The 22,405-nt window shown below is 68.4% G+C and carries 18 protein-coding genes; 13 read left to right on the top strand and 5 right to left on the bottom strand.

The window, feature by feature from the left end:
- Nucleotides 1-27 precede the first annotated feature (27 nt).
- The 7 genes from AVE30378_RS27920 (at nucleotide 28) to AVE30378_RS27890 (ending at nucleotide 5,851) form a co-directional block, all read left to right on the top strand.
- Nucleotides 28-696, top strand: a complete 669-nt coding sequence (locus AVE30378_RS27920) for a 3-deoxy-D-manno-octulosonic acid kinase (RefSeq protein ID WP_425265800.1) — start codon at nucleotides 28-30, stop codon at nucleotides 694-696.
- A 145-nt stretch (nucleotides 697-841) separates the two neighbouring features.
- Nucleotides 842-1,945: a polyamine ABC transporter substrate-binding protein gene (locus tag AVE30378_RS27915; protein ID WP_129245764.1), complete on the top strand. Its 1,104-nt coding sequence runs from the start codon at nucleotides 842-844 to the stop codon at nucleotides 1,943-1,945.
- 5 nt (nucleotides 1,946-1,950) lie between these two features.
- On the top strand, nucleotides 1,951-3,078 hold the full coding sequence (locus AVE30378_RS27910) for an ABC transporter ATP-binding protein (RefSeq protein WP_129245763.1): 1,128 nt from the start codon (nucleotides 1,951-1,953) through the stop codon (nucleotides 3,076-3,078).
- On the top strand, nucleotides 3,075-3,995 hold the full coding sequence (locus tag AVE30378_RS27905) for an ABC transporter permease subunit (protein ID WP_129245760.1): 921 nt from the start codon (nucleotides 3,075-3,077) through the stop codon (nucleotides 3,993-3,995). The genes AVE30378_RS27910 and AVE30378_RS27905 overlap by 4 nt, the downstream gene beginning before the upstream one ends.
- Nucleotides 3,992-4,801 carry an ABC transporter permease subunit gene (locus AVE30378_RS27900; RefSeq protein ID WP_129245758.1) on the top strand — a complete coding sequence of 270 codons (810 nt, stop codon included), beginning with the start codon at nucleotides 3,992-3,994 and terminating at the stop codon, nucleotides 4,799-4,801. Before AVE30378_RS27905 ends, AVE30378_RS27900 begins: the two co-directional genes overlap by 4 nt.
- The gene (locus AVE30378_RS27895) at nucleotides 4,798-5,154 is read left to right on the top strand and encodes a Spx/MgsR family RNA polymerase-binding regulatory protein (RefSeq protein ID WP_129245756.1); all 357 of its coding nucleotides are present in this window, start codon (nucleotides 4,798-4,800) and stop codon (nucleotides 5,152-5,154) included. The genes AVE30378_RS27900 and AVE30378_RS27895 overlap by 4 nt, the downstream gene beginning before the upstream one ends.
- A complete protein-coding gene (locus AVE30378_RS27890; protein ID WP_129245754.1) occupies nucleotides 5,114-5,851 on the top strand; it encodes a DNA-3-methyladenine glycosylase in 738 nt (245 codons plus the stop codon). The genes AVE30378_RS27895 and AVE30378_RS27890 overlap by 41 nt, the downstream gene beginning before the upstream one ends.
- On the opposite strand, the gene AVE30378_RS27885 is transcribed toward AVE30378_RS27890, so the two are convergent.
- Complete coding sequence (locus AVE30378_RS27885) at nucleotides 5,852-6,550, bottom strand: YrbL family protein (protein WP_129245752.1); 699 nt, start codon at nucleotides 6,548-6,550, stop codon at nucleotides 5,852-5,854. It abuts the gene before it with no gap.
- Nucleotides 6,551-6,692: 142 nt separating this feature from the next.
- Between AVE30378_RS27885 and AVE30378_RS27880 the strand changes: the two genes are divergently transcribed.
- From AVE30378_RS27880 to phoU, 5 genes are all read left to right on the top strand, one after another.
- On the top strand, nucleotides 6,693-8,054 hold the full coding sequence (locus AVE30378_RS27880; RefSeq protein WP_129245750.1) for a DNA recombination protein RmuC: 1,362 nt from the start codon (nucleotides 6,693-6,695) through the stop codon (nucleotides 8,052-8,054).
- A 118-nt stretch (nucleotides 8,055-8,172) separates the two neighbouring features.
- A complete protein-coding gene (locus tag AVE30378_RS27875) occupies nucleotides 8,173-9,702 on the top strand; it encodes an amidase (RefSeq protein WP_129245748.1) in 1,530 nt (509 codons plus the stop codon).
- Nucleotides 9,703-9,759: 57 nt separating this feature from the next.
- Nucleotides 9,760-11,421 (top strand): isovaleryl-CoA dehydrogenase, encoded by a 1,662-nt coding sequence (locus tag AVE30378_RS27870; RefSeq protein ID WP_129245745.1) that lies wholly within the window; start codon nucleotides 9,760-9,762, stop codon nucleotides 11,419-11,421.
- Between the two features lie 38 nt (nucleotides 11,422-11,459).
- A complete protein-coding gene (gene rpiA / locus AVE30378_RS27865) occupies nucleotides 11,460-12,140 on the top strand; it encodes a ribose-5-phosphate isomerase RpiA (protein WP_129245743.1) in 681 nt (226 codons plus the stop codon).
- Nucleotides 12,141-12,311: 171 nt separating this feature from the next.
- On the top strand, nucleotides 12,312-13,043 hold the full coding sequence (gene phoU, locus AVE30378_RS27860) for a phosphate signaling complex protein PhoU (RefSeq protein WP_165360326.1): 732 nt from the start codon (nucleotides 12,312-12,314) through the stop codon (nucleotides 13,041-13,043).
- Nucleotides 13,044-13,324: 281 nt separating this feature from the next.
- Here phoU and AVE30378_RS27855 read toward each other — a convergent pair whose 3' ends face one another.
- The 3 genes from AVE30378_RS27855 to argA all read right to left on the bottom strand — a co-directional run bounded on the left by AVE30378_RS27855 (nucleotide 13,325) and on the right by argA (nucleotide 17,137).
- A complete protein-coding gene (locus AVE30378_RS27855; RefSeq protein ID WP_129245740.1) occupies nucleotides 13,325-15,268 on the bottom strand; it encodes a phosphocholine-specific phospholipase C in 1,944 nt (647 codons plus the stop codon).
- 131 nt (nucleotides 15,269-15,399) lie between these two features.
- Complete coding sequence (locus AVE30378_RS27850) at nucleotides 15,400-15,672, bottom strand: oxidative damage protection protein (RefSeq protein ID WP_129245738.1); 273 nt, start codon at nucleotides 15,670-15,672, stop codon at nucleotides 15,400-15,402.
- A 106-nt stretch (nucleotides 15,673-15,778) separates the two neighbouring features.
- Nucleotides 15,779-17,137 (bottom strand): amino-acid N-acetyltransferase, encoded by a 1,359-nt coding sequence (argA, locus tag AVE30378_RS27845; RefSeq protein WP_129245736.1) that lies wholly within the window; start codon nucleotides 17,135-17,137, stop codon nucleotides 15,779-15,781.
- Between the two features lie 163 nt (nucleotides 17,138-17,300).
- Between argA and hrpA the strand changes: the two genes are divergently transcribed.
- Nucleotides 17,301-21,233, top strand: coding sequence for an ATP-dependent RNA helicase HrpA (gene hrpA / locus AVE30378_RS27840; RefSeq protein WP_129245734.1), 3,933 nt, complete (start codon nucleotides 17,301-17,303; stop codon nucleotides 21,231-21,233).
- A 222-nt stretch (nucleotides 21,234-21,455) separates the two neighbouring features.
- Here the strand turns inward: hrpA and lpxO are convergent, their stop codons facing one another.
- Entirely contained in the window at nucleotides 21,456-22,355 is a 900-nt protein-coding gene (gene lpxO, locus AVE30378_RS27835) for a lipid A hydroxylase LpxO (protein ID WP_129245733.1), read from the bottom strand.
- Nucleotides 22,356-22,405 lie beyond the last annotated feature (50 nt).

The raw sequence follows: 22,405 nt of genomic DNA, 5'->3' as shown, positions 1-22,405 counted from the left end.
GCCTGGCCCGGCCCGCTGGCCGGGGCCATGCTCAGCGACGCCTCGCGGCTGCCCGAGGCGGGGCCGGAACTGTTCAACCCCGGCCACTACGGCGACCGGGCCCGGCCGGTGGACGCCGGCGGGCGCCAGGCGGCCTGGTTCGTCCAGGGGCAGGGCTGGCAGGGCGTGCTGCGGCGCTACCGCCGCGGCGGAATGATCGCCCGCGTCAGCCGCGACGCCTACGTCTGGAGCGGCGAGGACCGCACCCGCAGCTTCCGCGAATACCGCCTGCTGGCCGCCATGCGCGCCCAGGGCCTGGCGGTGCCCGCGCCGCTGGCCGCCGCCTATTGGCGGCAGGGGCCGATCTACCGCGCGGCCATCGTGGTCGAGCGCATTCCCGGCGTCAGGCCCCTGGCCCAGGCGCTGGCCGAGCCGATCTGGCAGGCGGCTGCCGAGGCCATCGTCCGCATGCACCGGGCGGGGGTATGGCACGCCGACCTCAACGCGTTCAACGCCCTGGTCGGCAACGACGGCCAGGTCTGGCTGATCGATTTCGACCGCGGCACGCAAGGCGCCTTGTCCGAACGGCAGCGCCAGGGCAACCTGGACCGCCTGCGCCGTTCGCTGCGCAAGGTGGCCGGAGAGGACGGCGAGCGCTTCTGGCTGCGCCTGCGCGACAGTTACTGGACGGCCTGGGGCGTCGGAATCCAGCCCTGACGGCTCCCACCCGGCCGGCCCGCGCGCCCGCCCGGGCCGTATTCGCGCCAGCCCCCCGAAGTTGGGCTGGTCGCCGCCAAAAAGCTTTATCATTTCGCCTTTTGGAACTCCTGTCACATACGGCATAACGCAAGGGGGGCTGGTAATGAAACTACGGGCGGGTATGCGCTGGGCGCTTGGGGCGATGTTGGCCGCGGCGGCGGCATCGGCGGCGGTCGCGCAGAACAAGGTCGTCAACGTCTACAACTGGGCCGAGTACACGGCCCCGGACACGATCCCCGGTTTCGAAAAGGAAACCGGCATCAAGGTCCGCTACGACGTCTACGACAGCAACGACACCCTGCAGGCCAAGCTGCTGGCCGGCAAATCGGGCTATGACGTCGTTGTCCCGTCCACGCATTACGCCTCGCGCCAGATCGAGGCCGGCCTGTTCCAGAAGCTGGACAAGTCCAAGATCCCGAACTGGAAGTACCTGGACCCCGAAGTGATGGCGCTGGTCGCCTCCGTCGATCCCGGCAATGAATACGCCATTCCCTGGGGCTACGGCACCAACGGCCTGGGCTACAACGTCACCAAGGTCAAGCAGATCATGGGCGACGGCGTGGACCTCGCCAACTGGGACATGATCTTCAAGCCCGAGAACGCGGCCAAGCTGAAAGAGTGCGGCATCTCCATGCTGGACGAAGCCGCCCAGGTGTTCCCGGCCGTGCTCAAGTACCTGGGCAAAGACCCCAACAGCACCAACGCGGACGACTACAAGGCCGCGCTGGAAGTGCTGATGAAGATCCGCCCGTACATCCGCCAGTTCAGTTCGTCGGGCTATATCGACGAACTGGCCGTGGGCGACCTGTGCATGGTCTACGGCTTTTCGGGCGACGTGATGATCGCCCGCAAGCGCGCCCAGGACGCCAAGAAGTCCTACGAAGTGAACTACTTCATCCCGAAGGGCGGCGCGCCCGCGTGGTTCGACCTGATGGTCATCCCGAAGGACGCCCCGCATCCCGAAGAGGCGCTGGCGTTCATCAACTACATCGAAACGCCGAAGGTGCACGCCGCCATCACCAACACCATGTTCTATCCCAACGCCAACAAAGAGGCGCGGCAGTACGTGGTGAAGGACGTGGCCGAGAATCCCATGATCTACCCGCCGGCCGAGGTCTCCAAGACCCTGTACGTGATCAAGGCGCTGCCCTTGAACATCCAGCGCCTGCAAAACCGGATGTGGTCCGAGCTGAAGTCGGGAAGATAGTCATCATGAGCGAAAGCCGTTACTCGGCGCAGCATTCGGCGGACCCGGACGAGTTCGTCCGGATCTCCGACGTCGTAAAGATCTTCGGCGACGTGGTCGCCGTCCGTTCCGTCAATCTGTCGGTCAAGCGCAACGAGATCTTCGCCCTGCTGGGCAGCTCGGGCAGCGGCAAGTCCACGCTGCTGCGCATGCTGGCGGGATTCGAAGAGGCCACCTCGGGCCAGATCCTGCTGGACGGCGAGGACATCACCCACGTGCCGCCGTACCGCCGGCCCGTGAACATGATGTTCCAGTCCTATGCGCTGTTCCCGCACATGACGGTCGAGGCCAACGTGGCCTTCGGCCTCAAGCAGGAAGGCGTGGACCGCGCCGAAATCCACGACCGCGTGTTCGAGGCTCTGGACCTGGTCCAGATGGCCGGCTATTCGCGCCGCAAGCCCAACCAGCTATCGGGCGGCCAGCAGCAGCGCGTGGCCCTGGCGCGCAGCCTGGTCAAGCGCCCCAAGCTGCTGCTGCTGGACGAGCCGATGTCCGCGCTGGACAAGCAGATCCGCCAGAAAACGCAGATCGAACTGGTGAAGATCCTGGAGCAGGTCGGCGTGACCTGCATCATGGTCACCCACGACCAGGAAGAAGCCATGACCATGGCGCACCGGCTGGCCGTCATGACCGAAGGCCAGATCGTCCAATGCGGCTCGCCACAGGATGTCTACGCCTTCCCGAATTCGCGCTTCGTCGCCAGCTTCATCGGCTCGACCAACATGTTCACCGGCACCATCGTGGTGGACGAACCCGACCACGTCGCCATCGAATGCGGCGAACTGACCCGGCCGCTCTTCGTCAACCACGGCGTGAGCGAACCGCTGGGCATGGAAGTGCACGTCTCCATCCGCCCCGAGCGGCTGGTTGTGTCGCGCGAACAGCCCGAAGACGAGTACAACTGGGCCCACGGCATGGTCAGCCACATGGCGTGGATGGGCAGCTACGCGCTCTACCAGATCCGCCTGGATTCCGGCAAGACGGTGGAGGCCAGCGTGCCCAGCCTGCTGCTGGCCCAGATGGACGCGCCCGGCATCGACGAGGAAATCTTCGTCAGTTGGGACGCCGACAGCGCGACGGTGCTGGCGTCATGATCCGGTTTTCGCCCCGCGACTGGTTGCCGTCGGGCCGCGCGCTGGCGGTGGTGCCGCCGTTCGCCTGGCTGGTGCTGTTCCTGCTGGTCCCGTTCCTGCTGGTCTTCAAGATCAGCTTCGCCGAACTGAAGTTCGGCATTCCGCCGTATACGTCGCTGGCTGAATTCAAGGACGAAGCGGTGCAGTTCAGCCTGCACCTGCGCGGCTACATCCTGCTGTTCACCGACAGCCTGTACTTCGCCACCTACCTGAACTCGGTGAAGATCGCCGCCATCACCACGCTGTGCTGCGTGCTGATCGGCTATCCCATCGCCTACTACATCGCGCGTTCGTCGCCGGCCGTGCGCAACCTGCTGCTCTTGGGCGTGATCCTGCCGTTCTGGACCTCGCTGCTGCTGCGCGTGTATGCCTGGGTGGGCATCCTGCGCAACGACGGCCTGCTCAACAACCTGCTGCAGGGCCTGGGCATCATTTCCAGCCCGCTGGAAATCTACCGCACCGATGTCGCGGTCTATATCGGCATGGTCTATGCCTACCTGCCGTTCTTCATCCTGCCGCTGTACGCCACGCTGGTGAAGATGGACCTGCGCCTGCTGGAAGCCGCCTACGACCTGGGCGCCAAGCCCTGGCAGGCGTTCTGGCAGATCACCGTGCCGCTGTCGCGCCAGGGCGTGATCGCGGGCGCCATGCTGGTGTTCATCCCCGCCGTGGGCGAATACGTGATCCCGGAAATGCTGGGCGGCGCCAATACGCTCATGATGGGCCGCGTCATGTGGAATGAATTCTTCAACAACGCCGACTGGCCCATGGCCTCGGCCGTGACCTGCGTGATGGTGCTGTTGCTGCTGGTGCCGCTGGTGGTCTTCCAGTACAACCAGGTCAAGCAGCAGGAGCAGGCGGGCGGAGGCCGCAAATGAACGGGCCCAACAAGACTTTGCGCGCCGCCGTGCTGGGGCTGGGGTACTTCTTCCTGTACGTGCCCATCCTCAGCCTGATGGTGTTCTCGTTCAACGAGTCGCCCACCGTCACGTCCTGGACCGGATTCTCGTTCCGCTGGTATCACTCGCTGTTCAACGACGACGCGCTGCTGCGGGCGGCCTGGCTGTCGTTCCGCATCGCCGCCATGACCGCCACCGCCGCGGTCGTCATCGGCACGTGGGCGGGCTACGTGCTGGGGCGCATGGGGCGCTTCCGCGGCTTCGCGCTGTACGTGGGCATGCTCAGCGCGCCCCTGGTCATCCCCGAGGTGGTGCTGGGCATTTCGCTCTTGCTGATGTTCGTGGAACTGCGCGGCAGCCTGGGCTGGCCCGCCGAGAACGGCGTCTTCACGATCTGGGTGGGCCACGTGACCCTCTGCATGGCCTTCGTGGCGGTCATCATCCAGACGCGCATCCGCGACCTGGACCGTTCGCTGGAAGAGGCCGCCCTGGACCTGGGCGCCACGCCCATCACCGTGTTCTTCCGGATCACGCTGCCGCTCATCGCGCCGGCGCTGGCCTCGGCCTGGCTGCTGTCCTTCACGCTGTCGCTGGACGACGTCGTCCTGGCGTCGTTCCTGTCCGGTCCCAGTTCCAGCACGCTGCCGATGGAAGTTTTCTCGCGGGTGCGCCTGGGCCTGAAACCCGAGATCAACGCGCTGGCTACACTGTTCATCCTGGCGGTGGGCACCTGCGTGATCCTGGCCAACCGCATGCAATGGCGCAAGGAGTCCGAACCCAAATGAAGCAAACCACCCTGTATGGCCTGACCAAGTGCAGCACCTGCGTCAAGGCGCGCGACTGGCTGACCGAACATGGCGTCGACCATGCCTTCGTCGATTACCGCGACCATCCTGTGCCCGCCGCCACCCTGAAGTCCTGGGCCGACAAGGTCGGCGGATGGGAAAAGCTGGCCAACCGCGCGTCCATGACCTGGCGCAACCTGCCCGAAGACCGCAAGACCGCGCACACCGACGCCCAATGGAGCCAGTTGATCGCCGAGTACCCGGCGCTGGTGCGGCGCCCGGTCACGGTGACCCCGGATGGCGAGGTGAGCGTTGGCTTCAGCGAAAAGCGCTACGGCGAACGCTTCGCCTGAGGCGGCCGGCCCGGCGCTGCCCGACGCGTTCTTCGACCGCGACGCGGCGCAACTGGCGCGCGAACTGCTGGGCAAGGTCATCCGGCACCGCGTCGGCGGCCTGTGGCTGTCGGCCCGCATCATCGAGACCGAAGCCTATTACCTCGAAGAGAAGGGCAGCCACGCGTCGCTCGGATACACCCACAAGCGCCGCGCGCTGTTCATGGACGGCGGCACCGTCTACATGTATTACGCCCGCGGCGGGGATTCGCTGAACTTCAGCGCGGCCGGCCCCGGCAATGCCGTGCTGATCAAGTCCGGCTACCCCTGGACGGACGCGCTGTCCGGCCCGCAGGCGCTGGCCCGCATGCAGGAACTGAACCCCGACGCGCAAGGGCGGCCCAGGCCGCCCGCCAGCCTGTGCGCCGGCCAGACGCTGCTGTGCCGCGCGCTCGGGCTGAAGGTGCCCGACTGGGACGCGCGCTGCTTCGATCCCCGCGCCCTCTACGTCGAAGACGTGGGAGAAGCGCCGGCCCCGCTGATCTGCACCACGCGCCTGGGCATTCCCCTGGGCCGGGACGAGCACCTGAGCTACCGCTTCGTGGACCCGGCCTACGCCGCCTTCTGCACCCGCAATCCGCTGCGGCGCGGGCAGCGCGCCGGCCACGACTACGTGTGGGTGGACCGCCAGGGCATCGTGCTGCCCGAGGCGCCCTAGCTAGCCGGCGGGCGCTGCGAGGCGCTTGGCCAGCGACGCGCGCATTTCCGCGTACTTGCGCCGGATGCGCCGGCGGTTCAGGCGCTTGCTCCAGGCGTACAGCGGGATGAGGGGCAGCACCCCGAAGCCGTCGATCAGGTACAGGCCCGGCTTGCCGTCGGCATTCAGGCCGCAGGCGATATTGCTGGCGGACACGTCGTGCATGACGACGTGGGCGTCGGCCAGGTCGTCGAAGAATTCGTCCAGTTGCGCGCTCAGCGCCGCATCGAACTTGCCCTGGCGCGCCAGGTCGGCGACGGTGGGGGCGATATTGCCCTCGCCGTCGCGGATCTTCTCGACCACCAGGCCCAGGCCCAGCGTGGTTTGCGCCACGCCCAGGATGCGCGCCATGGGCACCTGCCACACGCCGGAAGGGCGGGTGGTGGTGGTCACGTATTCCGAGATTTCGTTCAGGTAGACCCGATAGGCGCTTTCGCGCTGGTACTGTTTGTACCAGCGCTTGAAGGGGCGCGCTTCCAGGTACACGGCGCGGGCGCGCATGTCCATGACCTTGACCAGCAAGGACGGCATGTGGGGATGCTGGAAGATGTGCCGGTCGCCGCCGGTGGCAAGCGGGACTTCGCCATCCAGGTTCAGCGGGCCGAATACGGACTGGAACGACGCCGCGGGCGTGCCGGAAGAGAGATCAGCAGGGTTCAAGGGGGTGTGAGGCCGGTTTGGATGGGCGAGAGTTTAATCCGCTTATCTCCCGGCGGGCAGCCGGGCAAGTCCCGATCCGGCTTTCTTTCGCCGCGGCGGGCGGGGCAGGGGTCCTACAATCCAGGCTTTGGAGACGCATCCGTTGAACGATATTCTGCTTTGGGCCGCCGCGGGCGGCGCCGTTCTGGCCTTTCTCGCGGCGCTGCTGGCCTGGTTGCGCCCGTCCGCCGCCGATGCCCGCCTGGACTCGCTGCTGGAGGGGCTGGAAAGAACCGAACGCGCCCTGCGCGCCGATATCGCGGAGGGCCAGCGCGGCCTGCGCAGCGAATTCTCGGAATCGGCGCGCGCCTTGCGGGCGGAGTTGGCGCAGACCCAGGACGAACTGCGCGCCGGGCTGTCGCGCGACGCGCAGGCCGCCCGCGCCGAGTCGGCGGAATCGCTGGCGCGCTTCGCCGCGGGCTTCGCCGAGCAGTTGCAGGGCCTTATCCAGATCAACGAGCGCCGCCTGATGGAAGTGCGGGCCACGGTGGACCAGCGCCTGCAATCGTTGCAAACCGACAACAGCGCCAAGCTGGATGAAATGCGGCGGACGGTGGACGAGAAACTCCACGCCACGCTGGAACAGCGCCTGGGCGAGTCCTTCAAGCTCGTGTCGGACCGCCTCGAAGCCGTGCACAAGGGGCTGGGCGAAATGCAGGCGCTGGCCGCGGGCGTCGGCGACCTGAAGCGCGTGCTGACCAACGTGAAATCGCGCGGCACCTGGGGCGAAGTGCAACTGGCCCGGCTGATCGAAGACAACATGACGCCGGACCAGTACGCCAGCAACATCAAGCCGGTGCCGGGCAGCGAAGCGGTGGTCGAGTTCGCCATCCGCCTGCCCGGGCGCGGCGACGGCGCCGGGCCGGTCTGGCTGCCGATCGACGCCAAGTTTCCCAAAGAGGAATACGAACGCCTCATGGACGCGCAGGACGCGGCGGACGCCGAAGGCGTCAAGAACGCCGGGGCCGCGCTGGGCCGCGCCGTCGAAGTGCAGGCCCGCTCGATCGCGGCCAAGTATGTCGCGCCGCCGCACACCACCGACTTCGCCATCATGTTCCTGCCCACCGAAAGCCTGTACGCCGAGGTGCTGCGACGGCCGGGCCTGCTGGACAGGCTGCACGACCTGCGCGTCAACGTGGCGGGCCCCAGCAACCTCGCGGCCCTGCTGAACAGCCTGCAGATGGGGTTCCGCACCCTGGCGATCGAACAGCGTTCGTCCGAGGTCTGGCAGGTGCTGCGGGCGGTCAAGACGGAATTCGGCAAATTCGGCGACGCGCTGGCCAGCGTCAAGAAGACACTGGACACCGCCAGCAACAAGATCGGCCAGACCGAGGTGCGCACCCGCGTCATGCTCAGGAACCTGAAGGACGTGGAGGCGCTGCCCGATGCCGATGCGCGGCTGTTGCTGGGCGAGGCCGGCGAAGAGGCCGGCGATCCGGAGACGCCGTCCGCTGGCGCCGACTGATCCGCCCGGAGGGACGGAGCAGGCGCCGGGCGTGGCCGCCCGCGCTTGTTGCCCGCTCCGACTGCCGATATCCTGGCATGTGCGGCAATTCGCCGCCGATACCTGGAGCATCGCAAGCATGAGCACCGCTGAACGCCATGATTCCTCTACCCTCGACGCGACGGCGCTGGGCGCCGATATCGCACTAGGGGTCACGACGGCGCTTGCCGCAATGCAGCAGGCGGTGGACCGGGTGGCGGCCCGCAATCCCGCGATCAACGCGGCTTGCGGCGTGCAGGCGGAAACCGGCCTGCGCCTGGCCAAGGCGCTGGACGACGAACTGGCGGCGCTGCCGCCGGAACAACGGCAGGCGCAACTGCGCCACCGGCCGTTCCTGGGCGTGCCCACCTTGCTCAAGGACCTGGGCACCGCCGCGCTGGGCCTGCCCAGTGCCATGGGGTCGGTGCTTTATGGCCAGGTCGAATGGAATGTCGACGCCGAGATCGTCAAGCGCTACCGCCGCGCCGGCCTGATTCCGTTCGGCCGCACGACCAGCGCCGAACTGGGCCTGAGCCCCACCACCGAATCGCCGGTGTACGGTCCGGCCACGCAGAACCCCTGGAAGGCCGGCCACAGCGCGGGCGGCTCCAGCGGCGGCGCGGGGGCGGCGCTGGCCAGCGGCATGGTGCGCATCGCGCACGGCAGCGACGGCGGCGGGTCGATCCGCATCCCGTCTTCCTGCTGTGGCGTGCTCGGCCTGAAGCCGTCGCGCGGCCTGATGCCGCTGGGTCCGCTCAAGGGCGAGGGCTGGGGCGGGCTGGCCACGGAACACATGATGACGCTGTCGGTGCGCGACTGCGCGGCATCGCTGGACATCAGCGCGGGCGCCGACGTGGGCGCGCCGTACGCGGCGCCGGCCCAGCCCGCGGAATCGTATCGCGGGGTCGTGGCGCGCGTGGCGGCCGATCCGCAAGCGGCGGCGCGCCGCCGCATCGCGTTCATCGATACGACCTACGAAGGCGAAGCCATCCACCCCGAGGTGGCGGCCACCCTTGACGAGGCCGCCCGGTTCTTCGCGTCGCTGGGCCACGAGCTGGTGCGGGCCGCGCCGCCCGTGGGGTCGGAGGAAGTGCTGTCGCCCATGCTGCCGCTGATCGCCAGCGCGGCGGCCAACGCCATCGACGCCTTCGTCGGCGGGCGCGGCCGCCGCCTCGCCGCCGATGAACTGCAGCCCACCACGCTGGGCGCGCGCGAATATGCCCGCGCGATCTCCGGCGCGCAATACGTGGCCTGTGTGGACACCTGCCACGACATCACGCGCCGCGTCGGCCGTTTCCTGGAGCGCGACGGCGCGCAGGGGCACGACCTGTTCCTGAGCCCGGTACTGGCGCAGCCGCCCGCGCCCATCGGCCGCTACGCCATGGACAACGCGGATTATCTGGCCTACCGTCTGGGCAAGAAGGGCGTCATCGGCTATTCGCCCTTCGCGCCGCTGGCCAACCTGACCGGCATGCCCGCCATCTCCATTCCTTTCGGCATGTCGTCCGACGGTCTGCCCATCGGCATCCAGTTGATGGGCCCGCTGGGCAGCGAGGCCCTGCTGCTGGAACTGGCCGCGCAGGTCGAGGCGCTGCGGCCCTGGGCCCTGGTGGCGCCCATGGCCCGCTGAGGCTGGCGGCGCGCCGCCAGCCGGCGGCGCATCGGCGGATGGATTCAGGGAGTTGCCATGTCATCGTTCGCGACGCACACCGTATTCAACCAGGTCCCGCCCCTGGAAGACTATTCCCTGTACGAGACCGATCCGGCGCTGCGCGCCGCGGTCGACCGGGAAGGCGCGCGGGCCTGGGCGGGCGAACTGGCCGCGCACGGCGCCTGGCTGGGCCGCGCGCAGACGCTGGAAGCCGGCGCGCAGGTCAACCGCTGCCCGCCGCGGCTGCTCGGCTACGACCGCGGCGGCCACCGCATCGACCATATCGAATTCCATCCGTCCTGGAATCTGCTCATGGGCGGCATCATGGCGCGCGGCCTGCACAGCCGCGCCTGGGCGCAGCCCGAGCCGGGCGCGCAGGTGGCGCGCGCGGCGGCCTACGTGATGCAGGGCCAGGTCGAGGCCGGCACGCTGTGCCCCACGACCATGACCTTCGCCGCGGTGCCTCTGCTGCAGCGCGAGCCGGCGGGGGCCGTGGATTTCGGCGGGCAGTGGCTGGCGGCGCTGTATTCGCGCGAATTCGACGGCGCCGACGCGCCGCTGTCCGCCAAGCGCGGCGCCCTGATCGGCATGGGCCTGACCGAAAAGCAGGGCGGCTCGGACCTGCGCGCCGTGAGCACGCGGGCCGTGCCGCTGGGGGCGTCCGGCCGGGGCAATCCCTACAGCCTGGTGGGCCACAAATGGTTCCTGTCGGTGCCGCAGGCGGACGCGCACCTGGTGCTGGCGCAGACGGACGAAGGGCTCAGTTGCTTCTTCGTGCCGCGCTGGATACCGGACGGGCCGCGCAACGCCGTCCGCATCCGGCGGCTGAAGGACAAGCTCGGCAATTGCAGCAATGCAAGCGCCGAGGTCGAGTTCGAGGACGCCTGGGGCGTGCTGCTGGGCGAGCCGGGCCGGGGCCTGGCCGTGCTGCTGGAAATGGCCGCCACCACGCGGCTGGATTGCGTGCTGGGCAGCACCGCGCTGATGCGGCAGGCGCTGGTGCAGTCGGCCCATCACGCGCGGCACCGGCAGGCCTTCGGCAAGCCCCTGATCGAACAGCCGCTGATGCGCAACGTGCTGGCCGACCTGGCCCTGGAAAGCGAGGCCGCCATGGCGCTGGCGCTGCGGCTGGCGCGCGCGGTGGACGAGCGCGCCGACGCGCAGGCCCGCGCGCTCGTCCGCGTGGGCACGCCCGCCGCCAAGCTCTGGGTGTGCAAGCGCGCCGTCGCCGCGGTGGCGGAGTGCATGGAGGTCTGGGGCGGCAACGGCTATGTGGAAGAGGGCCCGATGCCCAGGCTGTACCGCGAGACGCCGGTCAATTCCATCTGGGAAGGATCGGGCAACGTCATGGCGCTGGACGTGCTGCGCGCCTTGCAGCGCGAGCCCGAGGCCCTGCCCGCGCTGGAGCGCGAATTCGCCCCGGCGCGGGGCCGGAACCGCGACTTCGACGACGCGTTGGCGCGCTGGCGCGCCCTGCTGGCCGATACCGCGCAGGCCGAGTTCCAGGCGCGGCGCATCGCCGCCGGCCTGGCGCGGCTGTGGCAGGCCGCCTTGCTGATCCAGCATGCGCCGGACGCGGTCGGGCAGGCGTTCGCCGCCAGCCGCCTGCGCGCGGACGGCGGCATCCACGGCGAACTGGCCGCGGGCGCGGACACTCAGGCGATCCTGGCGCGCGCCTGGCCCGCCGCCGCATGCTAAATTTCCCGGCTCGACAACCCTTTCCGTTTCTTCCCGCCATGCTCTCCCAGCAAGAACTCAAGCAGCAAGCCGCCGACGCGGCCCTGGAATTCGTTGAACAGGTCGCCGGCCCGGACGTCGTCATCGGCGTGGGCACGGGCTCCACGGCCGATCTGTTCATCGACGGCCTGGCCCGTTTCAAGGGCCGAATCGGCGGCACGGTGGCCAGTTCGGAACGCAGCGCCGCCCGGCTCGCCGGCCACGGCCTGAAAGTGCTGGACCTGAACGACGTGTCCTCGATGCCCATCTATGTGGACGGCGCCGACGAGATCGACGCCAACCTGCACATGATCAAGGGCGGCGGCGGCGCGCTGACGCGCGAGAAGATCGTGGCCTCGGTGGCCGGGCGCTACATCTGCATCGCCGACGAATCCAAGCTGGTCCAGACCATGGGAAAGTTCCCGCTGCCGATCGAAGTCATCCCGATGGCCCGCGAATCGGTGGCGCGCGCCATGGTGGCGCTGGGCGGCCAGCCCCGCCTGCGCGAGGGCTTCGTCACCGATAACGGCAACATCATCCTGGACGTTTCCGGCCTGTCCATCACCGACGCCCCGGGCCTCGAAGCCCGCTTGAACAACCTGCCGGGCGTGGTGACCTGCGGCCTGTTCGCGATGCCGGGCGCCGACGTGGCGCTGCTGGCCACGCAGAACGGCATCCGCCGCCTGGACCGCCGGGCCTGACCGTTCCCCGCGCGGCGCATTGCCTCGTGCCGCCCCGCCTTGCGGGCGGCGGGGGCGCGATTCATAATCCTGTCACACTTGGGTCATAACCTTGCGGGTTGTGCAGGCCCGTTTCGTAACACTCTTCAATTTCGGGGCGATGCCATGAGACCAACCACGCAGGGAGCCCGGATGTCGGAGCACACAAACAAACAGTTCGACGCGGATCTGGAAAGCGTCCGTTCGCAGTTCTTGCAGATGGGCGGCTTGGTGGAAGCCATGATCCAGGAGGCCATCGACGCATTGGCCAGCGGCGACCTGTCGCTGGTTGAGAAGGTCCGCGAGCGGGAAAAGGAAGTCAACCGCCACGAAGTCGAGATCGACGAGAGCATCAGCCGGATCCTGGCGCGGCACCAGCCCACCGCCATCGACCTGCGCATGCTGATGGCCGTGTCCAAGATGCTGACCGACATGGAACGTTCCGGCGACGAGGCCGAGAAGGTCGCCACGGTCGCGCGCCGCATCCACGAAGCCGAACTGCGCCACATCCCGGTGATCGAACTGCGCCACATGGCCGCCAACGTGCGCACCATGCTGCACCAGGCGCTGGACGCCTTCGCCCGCCTCGACCCCATCCAGGCCGCCGCCGTCGTGCGCAGCGACAAGGAAGTGGATAAGGAATGGAAGGGCGCGCTGCGCCACCTCATCACCTACATGATCGAAGACCCGCGCACCATTTCGCGCGCCATCGACATGATCTTCATCGCGCGAGCGCTGGAGCGCATCGGCGACCACGCCAAGAACATGTCCGAACGCGTCATCTACATGGTCAAGGGCGCGGATGTGCGCCACACCGGCGTGAAGAACACCGAACGCCAGGCGCGCGGCGACGAAGACTCGGAAGAGCCGCAGCAGGATCAGTAGCTTCTTCGCGGTGGGTGTCTGACACGGGATCGCTGCCAGTGTCTGACACCCTGGGGAGATAATCTTCACACTGGGCGAGCGCGGCAAAGGGTGTCTGACACCCGGGCAGGCGGGCTTCAGCCTGGCGAGTTTCTCGTAGGGTGTCAGACACAGGATCGTCGCCAGTGTCCGACACCCTGGGGAGACAATTCTCGTTGCCAGTGTCTGACACCCTGGGGAGACAATCTTCACACTGGGCAAGCGCAGCAAAGGGTGTCTGACACCCCCGCAAGCCGCCACCCTCAGCCCTCAGGCAACGTCACCCCCACCCCCAGCCTAGGATCCGGCACACCCGGCTTGCTTCCGTCGATGCGCCCGGCAAGCCTCCGTCCGAAGGCCGGCAGTCCCGGGGCGCCGAGTTCCAGGTCGTACCAGCCTTCGCAGCCCGCGTACTCGATGTCCAGCGCGCCGCCGGCCGGCACCTGCGCCGCGGCGCGCCAGCCGTCTCCCATGCGCGACGACAATTCCACGGGCTGCGGCGAACCGCCGCGATTGAGCAGCCGCAGGCGCAATCCAGCGCCCGCCGGCGCCAGTTGCGCCTCGATCCGCCCGGCATCCCGGCCGTCGCCGCGGAACTGCCGGTGGAAGCCGTCGGGACCCAGCAGCCACAAGTCATAGGCGCCGCCATCGGCCAGGCGCCAGCCGTCGTCCAGGCGGCCGCCCGCGCCCACCGTGTAGCGGCGGGGCGCCCGTTCCAGCGCCAGCCGGTCGTAGACGTGCAGCACCGCGCCCGCTTCGCCCGGATTGCGCAGCGTCAGCCGGTAGTGCCGTCCGTCCGCCGCCATCCCGCCTTCGGCCTCCAGCGCATACGGCAGCGGGCAGGCGCGGCGCCCGCCTTCTTCCGGTTGCGGCCCGCGGTCCCCGGCGAAGTCGAAGGCCGAGGTCAGGTCTCCGGCCACCGCGCGGCGCCATGCGCTGATGTTGGGTTCGGCCACGCCGAAACGGGCCTCCAGGAAGCGGATCACGGAGGTGTGGTCGAACACCTGCGAGTTGACCCAGCCGCCGCGGCTCCAGGGCGAGATCGCCAGCATCGGCACGCGGGGGCCCAGTCCGAACCCGCGGCCGTGCAGGCCGGGCGGGTCGTCCGGCGTGGAGGCGCTGGGACCGTGCCGCGCGTCGTGGTATTCACCGTCCAGCTCGACGGTGGATAGGCCGCCCGACGACCCGTCGGCGGGACGGGCCGGCGGCGCGGGCGGCGGCACGTGGTCGAAGAAGCAGTCGTTTTCGTCGTAGGTGACGAAGAACACGCAGCGGCTCCAGGTCTCGGGGTTGCGCGTCGGGATGTCCAGCACGCGCTCGGTGTAGGCGCCGCCCTGGCGCGGCGACGAGACTTCCGGATGCTCGGAGTCGGCGGTGGGCGCGATGATCCACGACACCTGCGGCAGCGTGCCCCGGGCGACGTCGCGGGCCAGGTCGTCCAGGGTGCGCGTGGACAGGCCGCGATCGCGCAAGGGGGCGTCGGCGGCGCCTTCCGCGTGCTGCCGGCGGTACTGCCTGAAGCCGGCCAGCGGATTGTCGTGATAGTTGTCCTCCATGTCCTGGTAGATGCGCCAGTCCACGCCCGCGTCCTGCAGGCGTTCGGGATAAGTGGTCCAGGCATAGCCTTCGCCGGCGGGCCCCAGGCGGTCGTGGGTGTTGACCAGCGCCGGGCCGCCCGCAAGCCCCGCCGGATCGTTCGTGCCGGTCCACAGGAACAGCCGGTTCGGATTGGTGCCGGCGTGCATCGAGCAGTGGTAGGCGTCGCACAGTGTGAAGGCGTCGGCCAGCGCGGTCTGGAACGGCACGTCCGCGCCGTCGTAGGCGCCCATGCCTAGCCGGCTCTTGGCGGGCAGCCATTGGTCCATGCGGCCGTCGTTCCAGGCGCGCTGGGCGTCGTCCCAGGTATGCGGCGTGATGTAGCCCACCGGCGTGCCGCCGGGATATTCCGCTCGCAAGGCATAGGGACGGACCCGCGCCGCGCCGTCCTCCTGCGTCAGCACGTCGCCCGAGGCGGTGGGCGCAAGCAGCGGGTCGGCGAAGCCGCGCACCCCGGGCAGCGTGCCGAAATAATGGTCGAACGAGCGGTTTTCCTGCATCAGGATCACCACGTGGCGCACGTCCCGCAGCGTGCCGGTCTGGCGGTCGGGGGCGATTTCCAGCGCGCGGGCGATCGCAGGAAAGGCGGCGGGGGACGGTTCTGTTTTCATGGCGGCGCGATACCCATTCGATAGAGGGATCTTAAGCCCGCGGAGCAGGGCGGGGCCGCAAGCGCGAAGCCCCTCGCGGGCGAGGGGCTTCGGAAGCGGAGGGCCCGCGGGAGGGCGCGGGCGCGGCCCGGTCAGGCCGAGGGCGGAACGTAGCCCTGGGCTTCGACGCTGCCGTCTTCGAACAGGAAGCGCTCCATCTGTTCTTTCAGGTACTTGCGCGCGCGGGCGTCGGCCAGGTTCAGGCGGTTTTCGTTGACCAGGCGAGTCTGGATGCCCTTCCATTCTTCCCAGGCTTCCTTGGAAATGCTCTGCCAGATCTTGGTGCCGAGTTCGCCGGGGTAGGGCGGAAAATCCAGCCCTTCGGCTTCACGCTTCAGTTTCACACAGTTGACGGTACGGGCCATGGTTCGCTGCCGGAAAAGATAAGTAAGCCCGTATTTTAGCGGGCTTGGCGTCCAGAGGGCGCCAAGCCCCTTCGGGTCCTGCGGTTGGACGCCGGGGCCGGGACGATTACAGCTTTTTGATGAAGACCAGGCTGTTGCGCGAACGGTTGTAGTTGTTCTGCTTTTCGCGGGGCAGGTCGGCGATGCCGCCCTGCACGAAGCCGCGCTTCATGAACCAGTGCGAGGTCCGGGTGGTCAGCACGAACAGCCGCTTGGCGCCCGCGGCGCGCGCGCGCGATTCCATGTGGCGCAGCAGGATCTCGCCTTCGCCCGACCCCTGCCATTCCGGATGCACGATCAGGCAGGCCATTTCCGCCATCTGCTCGCCCGGGAAGCTGTGCAGGGTGGCGCAGCCGTAGATTACGCCGTCGTGCTCCAGCACCGTGAAATTCTCCACGTCGCGCTCGACCACGCTGCGGGGGCGGGGCACCAGGGTGCCGTCGGCCTCCAGCGGTTCGATCAGGCTGAGGATCGCGCCCACGTCGTCGATCGTGGCCGGGCGCAGGTCGTCCAGCGTGTCCTCGACCACCATGGTGCCCACGCCGTCGTGGGTGAAGATTTCCAGCAGCACGCTGCCGTCCAGCGTGAAGGGCAGCAGGTGCGCGCGGGCCACGCCGCGCTTGACGGCCAGGGACGCGCAATGCAGGAAGGCGTGGGTGTCCTCGTCCAGCGTGCCGGCGGCCAGCAGGGCGTCGGCATCCACCCGGGCCAGTTCGGTGTCCAGCGTGCCGTCGTCGTTCATCACGCCGGGCGAACCGGACAGGAAGATCAGTTTTTCGGCGCGCAGCGCCACGGCGGTGCTGGTGGCCAGGTCTTCCATGGCTAGGTTGAACGCGTCGCCGGTGGGCGAGAAGCCCAGCGGCGACAGCAGCACCACGGACGAGCCTTTTTCGATGGCGAATTTCAGCGCGTCGATATCGATCTTGCGGACCTGGCCGGTGTGCTTGTAGTCCACGCCGCCGATCACGCCGGCGGGGCGGGCGGTGACGAAGTTGCCGGAAATCACGCGGATGTGCGCATGCGACATGGGCGTGTTCGGCAGGCCCTGGCTGAAGGCGGCCTCGATATCCAGGCGGATCTCGCCGGCGGCTTCCTTGGCGCATTCCAGGGCGGCGGCGTCGGTGGGGGACAGGCCGCGGTCGAACTGCTGGGTAAAGCCCTTCAGGCGCAGTTGCTCATTGACCTGCGGGCGGGAGCCGTGCACCAGCACCAGGCGGATGCCCAGCGAGGACAGCAGCGAGAGGTCCTGCACCAGCGCATTCAGCGCGCCGGCCTGCACCAGTTCGCCGCCGAACGCCACCACGAACGTCTTGCCTCGGAAAGCATGCACATGGGGCGCCACGTCCCGAAACCATCGGACGAACTGGGCGGGTGCGAATTCTGGGGCTTCGAGGGCGGAGACGGTGTCTGGTTCCAGGTCGGGCATGATGGGCGGAAGGATTCCTGAGAGTCGGCAAAAACGCGGCGCCATGCCGCGTCAGAGCGCCGTCGCGCGGACGGCGTGGCGAAATTATATGACCGCCGGGGCCGGATTCCCCGGCGCGGCGCGCGCGGAAATTTATAATGTCGGCCTAACCGGACTATCGTACATGCCTGAATCCTCCAGCCCGCGGGCCTCCAAGGCCGCGGACGCGGCGGCCCCGGCGGCCGCCGCCGCGCCGAATGCGCGCCGGGCGCCGCGCCCCGAGCGCCCCATTCCCGCGGTGACCTATCCCGAAGACCTGCCCGTCAGCGCAAGGCGCCAGGAGATCGCGCGCGCCATCGCCGGCCACCAGGTGGTGATCGTCAGCGGCGAAACCGGCTCGGGCAAGACCACGCAGTTGCCCAAGATCTGCCTGGAACTGGGCCGCGGCCGCCAGAAGATGATCGGCCACACCCAGCCGCGCCGCCTGGCGGCGACCTCGGTGGCCAAGCGCATCGCCGAGGAACTGGGCACGCCGATGGGCGAGGTGGTGGGCTACCAGGTGCGGTTCAACGACCGCACCGGCCCGAACGCGTCCATCAAACTGATGACCGACGGCATCCTGCTGGCCGAGTCGCAGCGCGACCCGCTCTTGCGCCGCTACGACACCATCATCATCGACGAGGCGCACGAACGCAGCCTGAACATCGATTTCCTGCTGGGCTACCTGAAGCAGCTTCTCCCGCGCCGCCCCGACCTGAAAATCATCATCACCTCGGCCACGATCGATGCCGAGCGCTTCGCCCGGCACTTCGCGGCGTCCGAGGACAAGCCCGCGCCCGTCATCGAGGTGTCCGGCCGCCTGTACCCCGTGGACGTCCGCTACCGGCCCGTGCGCGAGGGACCGGCCGACGGCGAGGCCGCCCCGGCCCCGGGCAAGCCCGGCCGCGATCGCGAGCGGATGTCGGGCGACGAGGAGCGCGACCTGATCGACGCCATCGTGGACGCCGTGGACGAATGCGCGCGGCATGGCCCGGGCGACGTGCTGGTGTTCCTGCCCGGCGAGCGCGAAATCCGCGAATCCGCCGAGGCGCTGCGCAAACGCCATCCGGCGGGCACCGAAGTGCTGCCGCTGTATGCGCGGCTGTCGCAGGCCGAGCAAGAGCAGATTTTCCATCCGCGCACCAACGCGCGGCGCATCGTGCTGGCCACCAACGTGGCGGAGACCTCGCTGACCGTGCCCGGCATCCGCTTCGTGGTCGACAGCGGGCTGGCGCGCATCAAGCGGTATTCCTGGCGCAACAAGGTCGAGCAACTGCGCATCGAGCCGATCAGCCGCGCCTCGGCCAACCAGCGCGCCGGCCGTTGCGGCCGGGTGGGGCCGGGCGTCTGCATCCGGCTCTACGACGAGCAGGATTTCAACAACAGGGCCGCGTTCACCGATCCGGAAGTGCTGCGCTCGTCGCTGGCGTCGGTCATCCTGCGGATGAAGTCGCTGAAGCTGGACGATATCGAGCAGTTCCCCTTCGTCGAGGCGCCGCCCGGGCGCGCCGTGGCCGACGGCTACCACCTGCTGCAGGAGCTGGGTGCGATCGAACTGGAGTCCGCGGCGGGCGACGACGCGGACGGCGCGCGCACCGGCGCCTCGTTCGCGCTGACCCGCACCGGCCATGAACTCGCCAAGCTGCCGGTGGACCCGCGCATCGGCCGGATGATCCTGGCCGCGCGCGAACACCAGTGCCTGGCCGAAATGCTGATCATCGCGTCGGCCCTGTCGGTGCAGGACGCGCGCGACCGTCCCATGCAGGAGCGCGAGGCGGCCGAGGCCGCGCACGCCAAGTTCGCCGACGACAAGTCCGAATTCATCTCTTTCCTGAAGCTGTGGCGGTGGTACGGCGAACAGGTCCAGCACAAGGCCTCGCAGCGCAAGCTGGTGGCCCTGCTGCGCCAGAACTTCCTGTCGCCCATCCGCCTGCGCGAATGGCACGACGTGCACACCCAACTGGCCGCCCTGGTGGGCGAACAGGGCTGGCGCGTGAACCAGGCGGAAGCCACGTACGAACAACTGCACCTGGCGCTGCTGTCGGGGCTGCTGGGCAACATCGGCTTCAAGAGCGACGAGGGCGGCCACTACCAGGGCGCCCGCGAAATCCGCTTCCACATCCATCCGGGTTCGCGGCTGGTGAAGAAGGCGGGGCGCTGGATCGTCGCGGCCGAACTGGTCGAGACCACGCGGCTGTACGCGCGCTGCGTGGCGCGCATCGACCCGGCGTGGCTGGAAAAAGTGGCCGCGCACCTGATCCGCAGGAACTGGTCCGATCCCCGCTGGGAAAAGAAGGCGGGCCAGGTCGTGGCCAATGAACGGGCCACGCTGTACGGGCTGGTCATCTACGCCGGCCGGCGCATCCACTACGGCCGCGTCAATCCGGCGCACGCGCGCGAACTCTTCATCCGCCAGGCCCTGGTGCCGGGCGAGATCGACACGCGCCTGGCCTTCGTGGCGCACAACCGCAAGCTGATCGCCGGCATCGAGAAGCTGGAGCACCAGGCCCGTCGTCCCGACATCCTGGTCGACGACGAACTGATCTACGCTTTCTACGACCGCCAGTTGCCCGCCGACATTTCGCAGACGGCCTCGCTGGAAAAGTGGGTGTCGGGGCTGGACAAGGCTGCGGCCGCCCAGCTCATGCTGACCCGCGACGAACTGATGCGGCATGAAGCCGCCGGCGTCACGACCGACGTGTTCCCCAAGAAGGTGGAATGGCAGGGCGTGTCCATGGCCCTGGACTACCACTTCGAGCCCGGCTCCCCGCGCGACGGCGTGACCCTGTCGGTGCCGCTGTTCGCCCTGAACCAGATCGATCCGGCGCGCTGCGAATGGCTGGTGCCGGGCATGCTCAAGGAAAAGGTGCATCTGCTCCTGAAGTCCCTGCCGCAGAAACTGCGCCGCCATTGCGTGCCGCTGCCGGATTACGCCGCCGGGTTCTACGAGCGCTGGTTCGACCGCCTGGGCGATCCGCAGCAGGGCCTGGTGGACGCCGTCATCGCCGATATGTGGAACCAGGTCCAGGTGCGCCCGGCCGTGGGGGATTTCAAGCTGGAAACCCTGCCGGCGCACTTGTTCATGAACTTCCGGGTGGTGGACGAGCACGGCCGCATGCTGGCCGCCGGCCGCAACCTGGCGCAACTGCGCGCCGAATTCGGCAAGCAGGCGCAGGCCACCTTCCAGCAACTGGCGGCCAGCGACACGCAGGTCGCCCAGGCGCTGGCGCACGAGAACCTGACTTCCTGGTCCTTCGGCCCGCTGCCGGAGATCATGGAGATCAAGCGGCGCGGGCAATCGGTCATCGGCTATCCGGCGCTGGTGGACCGCGGCGCGCATTGCGACCTGGACGTGTTCGACGATCCGGACGAGGCCCGCAAGCACCATCGCGCCGGCCTGCTCAGGCTGTTCCGGCTGGGGCTGCGCGAACAGGTGAAGTTCCTGGAAAAGAACCTGACGGACCTGACCCGGATCAGCATGCTGTACATGACGCTGGGCACGCAGGAAGAACTGCGCGACCAGATCATCGATTGCGCGCTCGGGCAGGCCTGCCTGGCCGATCCCTGGCCGGTGAACGAACAGCAGTTCGACGCCCGGCGCGCCGAGGGCAAGGGCCGGCTCGGCCTGCTGGCCCAGGAAGTGGCACGGCTGGCGGGGGCGGTGCTGACGGAGTACGCGGCGGTGCAGCGCAAGCTGCCCCAGGCCAAGCCGCACGCCACCGCCTACGCGGACCTGCAGGCGCAACTGGGCGCGCTGATGCCCAAGTGGTTCATCCGCGACACGCCCCACGCGCAGTTGGCGCATTTCCCGCGCTACCTGAAGGCGATCCAGGCGCGCATCGACAAGCTGCGCGCCGATCCGGCGCGCGACGCCAAACTGGTGGCCGAGATGGCGCCGCTCCTGACGCAGTACCAGCGAGCGAGATCGGCGCTGAAGGGGGCGCCCGATCCCCGCCTGGACGAATTCCGGTGGCTGCTGGAAGAGTTGCGGGTGGCGCTGTTCGCGCAGGAGCTGCGCACGCCGATGCCGGTTTCGGTGAAGCGGCTGATGAAGAGTTGGGAGTCGTTGAAGCGGTAGAGGGGGGCGGAGGCTGTGAAGGGACGAAGGCTGTGTCTGGCACTCGGGCGAAGGCTGTGTCTGACACCCGTACGAGACGATCCAGGACTTGCGCTGGCGCCACCCGGGTGTCTGACACCAACGAAAGCACAAACACCTTGGTGTCAGACACCCGGGAAGGTCTGCTTCAGCCGGACGGGCGTCTCGTACGGGTGTCAGACACCGGGCGCGGGGTCGCCTCCCCTACAGCGCCAGGAACCCCAAGATGACCAGAACGATCAGCCCGTACTTGGTGGCCTTGTAGACCTTGCGGTTCCAGGCCTTGAAGGCCTTGCGCTTCTGGTCGATGACCCAGTGCGCGTGCGTCAGCTTGTTGATCGCGCCGGTCTGGTCGCCGCCGTCGTTGGGCGAACTTGCCGCCGACATGACGACCCGGCCGAACCAGCGGTTGAAGGCTTCGGCCCAGCGCCACTTCAGGGGGCGCTCCACGTCGCAAAACAGGATGATGCGGTTCTGCTCGGTGCGGTTGTAGGCTTCGTGGACGTAGGTCTCGTCGAACACCACGCTTTCGCCGTCGCGCCAGCTATAGGATTCGCCGTCGACGATGATGTGGCAGCGGTCGTCGTTGGGAGTGACCAGGCCCAGGTGGTAGCGCAGGGACCCGGCGAACGGGTCGCGGTGCCGGTTGAGCTGGCCGCCCGGCGGCAGTTCGGCGAACATCGCGGCCTTGACCTTGGGCAGGGTCTTCAGGATGGCGACGGTCTTGGGGCAGAGTTCTTCGGCGGACGGGTGGCGCGCGTCATACCACTTCAGGTAGAAGCGCTTCCAGCCGTACTTGAAGAACGAGTTGAAGCCGATGTCGTTGTGGGTGTCGGCGGCCTTGATGCGCCGCAGCTCGGCCATCTGCACGGCCTCTTCGCGGATCGTTTCCCAATGCTCGTCCAGCACCTTGAGTTCGGCGATCTCGCTCGTCGTCAGGTAGGGCGTGGGCGGCACGCGCGAGGCCAGCACCATGAAGGCGTTGACGGGGGCGAGCAGCACGGAGTGGTCCAGCAGTTGCCGGCCCAGCGGCAGCTTGACGCGGCCGCGGAAGTGCGCGAAGAGGATGGCGGCCAGCCAGATCCCGGGGATTAGCCATTTCATACGTAAATCTCGTGCAGCAATGGTGGGTCAGGTCCAGAGGCTATTGTTAC

It is taken from the genome of Achromobacter veterisilvae, from assembly GCF_900496975.1.
GTDB classification, from domain to species: domain Bacteria; phylum Pseudomonadota; class Gammaproteobacteria; order Burkholderiales; family Burkholderiaceae_B; genus Achromobacter; species Achromobacter veterisilvae.
The sequence above is the reverse complement of the archived record's forward strand: the minus strand, read 5'-3'. Positions and strand labels throughout refer to the sequence as shown.

Coding starts and splice junctions, on each gene's coding strand:
- AVE30378_RS27870 (WP_129245745.1), top strand. CDS start 9,760: ATGTCATCGTTCGCGACGCACACCGTATTCAACCAGGTCCCGCCCCTG.
- AVE30378_RS27900 (WP_129245758.1), top strand. CDS start 3,992: ATGAACGGGCCCAACAAGACTTTGCGCGCCGCCGTGCTGGGGCTGGGG.
- AVE30378_RS27915 (WP_129245764.1), top strand. CDS start 842: ATGAAACTACGGGCGGGTATGCGCTGGGCGCTTGGGGCGATGTTGGCC.
- AVE30378_RS27850 (WP_129245738.1), bottom strand. CDS start 15,672: ATGGCCCGTACCGTCAACTGTGTGAAACTGAAGCGTGAAGCCGAAGGG.
- AVE30378_RS27855 (WP_129245740.1), bottom strand. CDS start 15,268: ATGAAAACAGAACCGTCCCCCGCCGCCTTTCCTGCGATCGCCCGCGCG.
- hrpA (WP_129245734.1), top strand. CDS start 17,301: ATGCCTGAATCCTCCAGCCCGCGGGCCTCCAAGGCCGCGGACGCGGCG.
- phoU (WP_165360326.1), top strand. CDS start 12,312: ATGTCGGAGCACACAAACAAACAGTTCGACGCGGATCTGGAAAGCGTC.
- AVE30378_RS27920 (WP_425265800.1), top strand. CDS start 28: ATGCTCAGCGACGCCTCGCGGCTGCCCGAGGCGGGGCCGGAACTGTTC.
- argA (WP_129245736.1), bottom strand. CDS start 17,137: ATGCCCGACCTGGAACCAGACACCGTCTCCGCCCTCGAAGCCCCAGAA.
- rpiA (WP_129245743.1), top strand. CDS start 11,460: ATGCTCTCCCAGCAAGAACTCAAGCAGCAAGCCGCCGACGCGGCCCTG.
- AVE30378_RS27875 (WP_129245748.1), top strand. CDS start 8,173: ATGAGCACCGCTGAACGCCATGATTCCTCTACCCTCGACGCGACGGCG.
- AVE30378_RS27905 (WP_129245760.1), top strand. CDS start 3,075: ATGATCCGGTTTTCGCCCCGCGACTGGTTGCCGTCGGGCCGCGCGCTG.
- AVE30378_RS27895 (WP_129245756.1), top strand. CDS start 4,798: ATGAAGCAAACCACCCTGTATGGCCTGACCAAGTGCAGCACCTGCGTC.
- lpxO (WP_129245733.1), bottom strand. CDS start 22,355: ATGAAATGGCTAATCCCCGGGATCTGGCTGGCCGCCATCCTCTTCGCG.
- AVE30378_RS27910 (WP_129245763.1), top strand. CDS start 1,951: ATGAGCGAAAGCCGTTACTCGGCGCAGCATTCGGCGGACCCGGACGAG.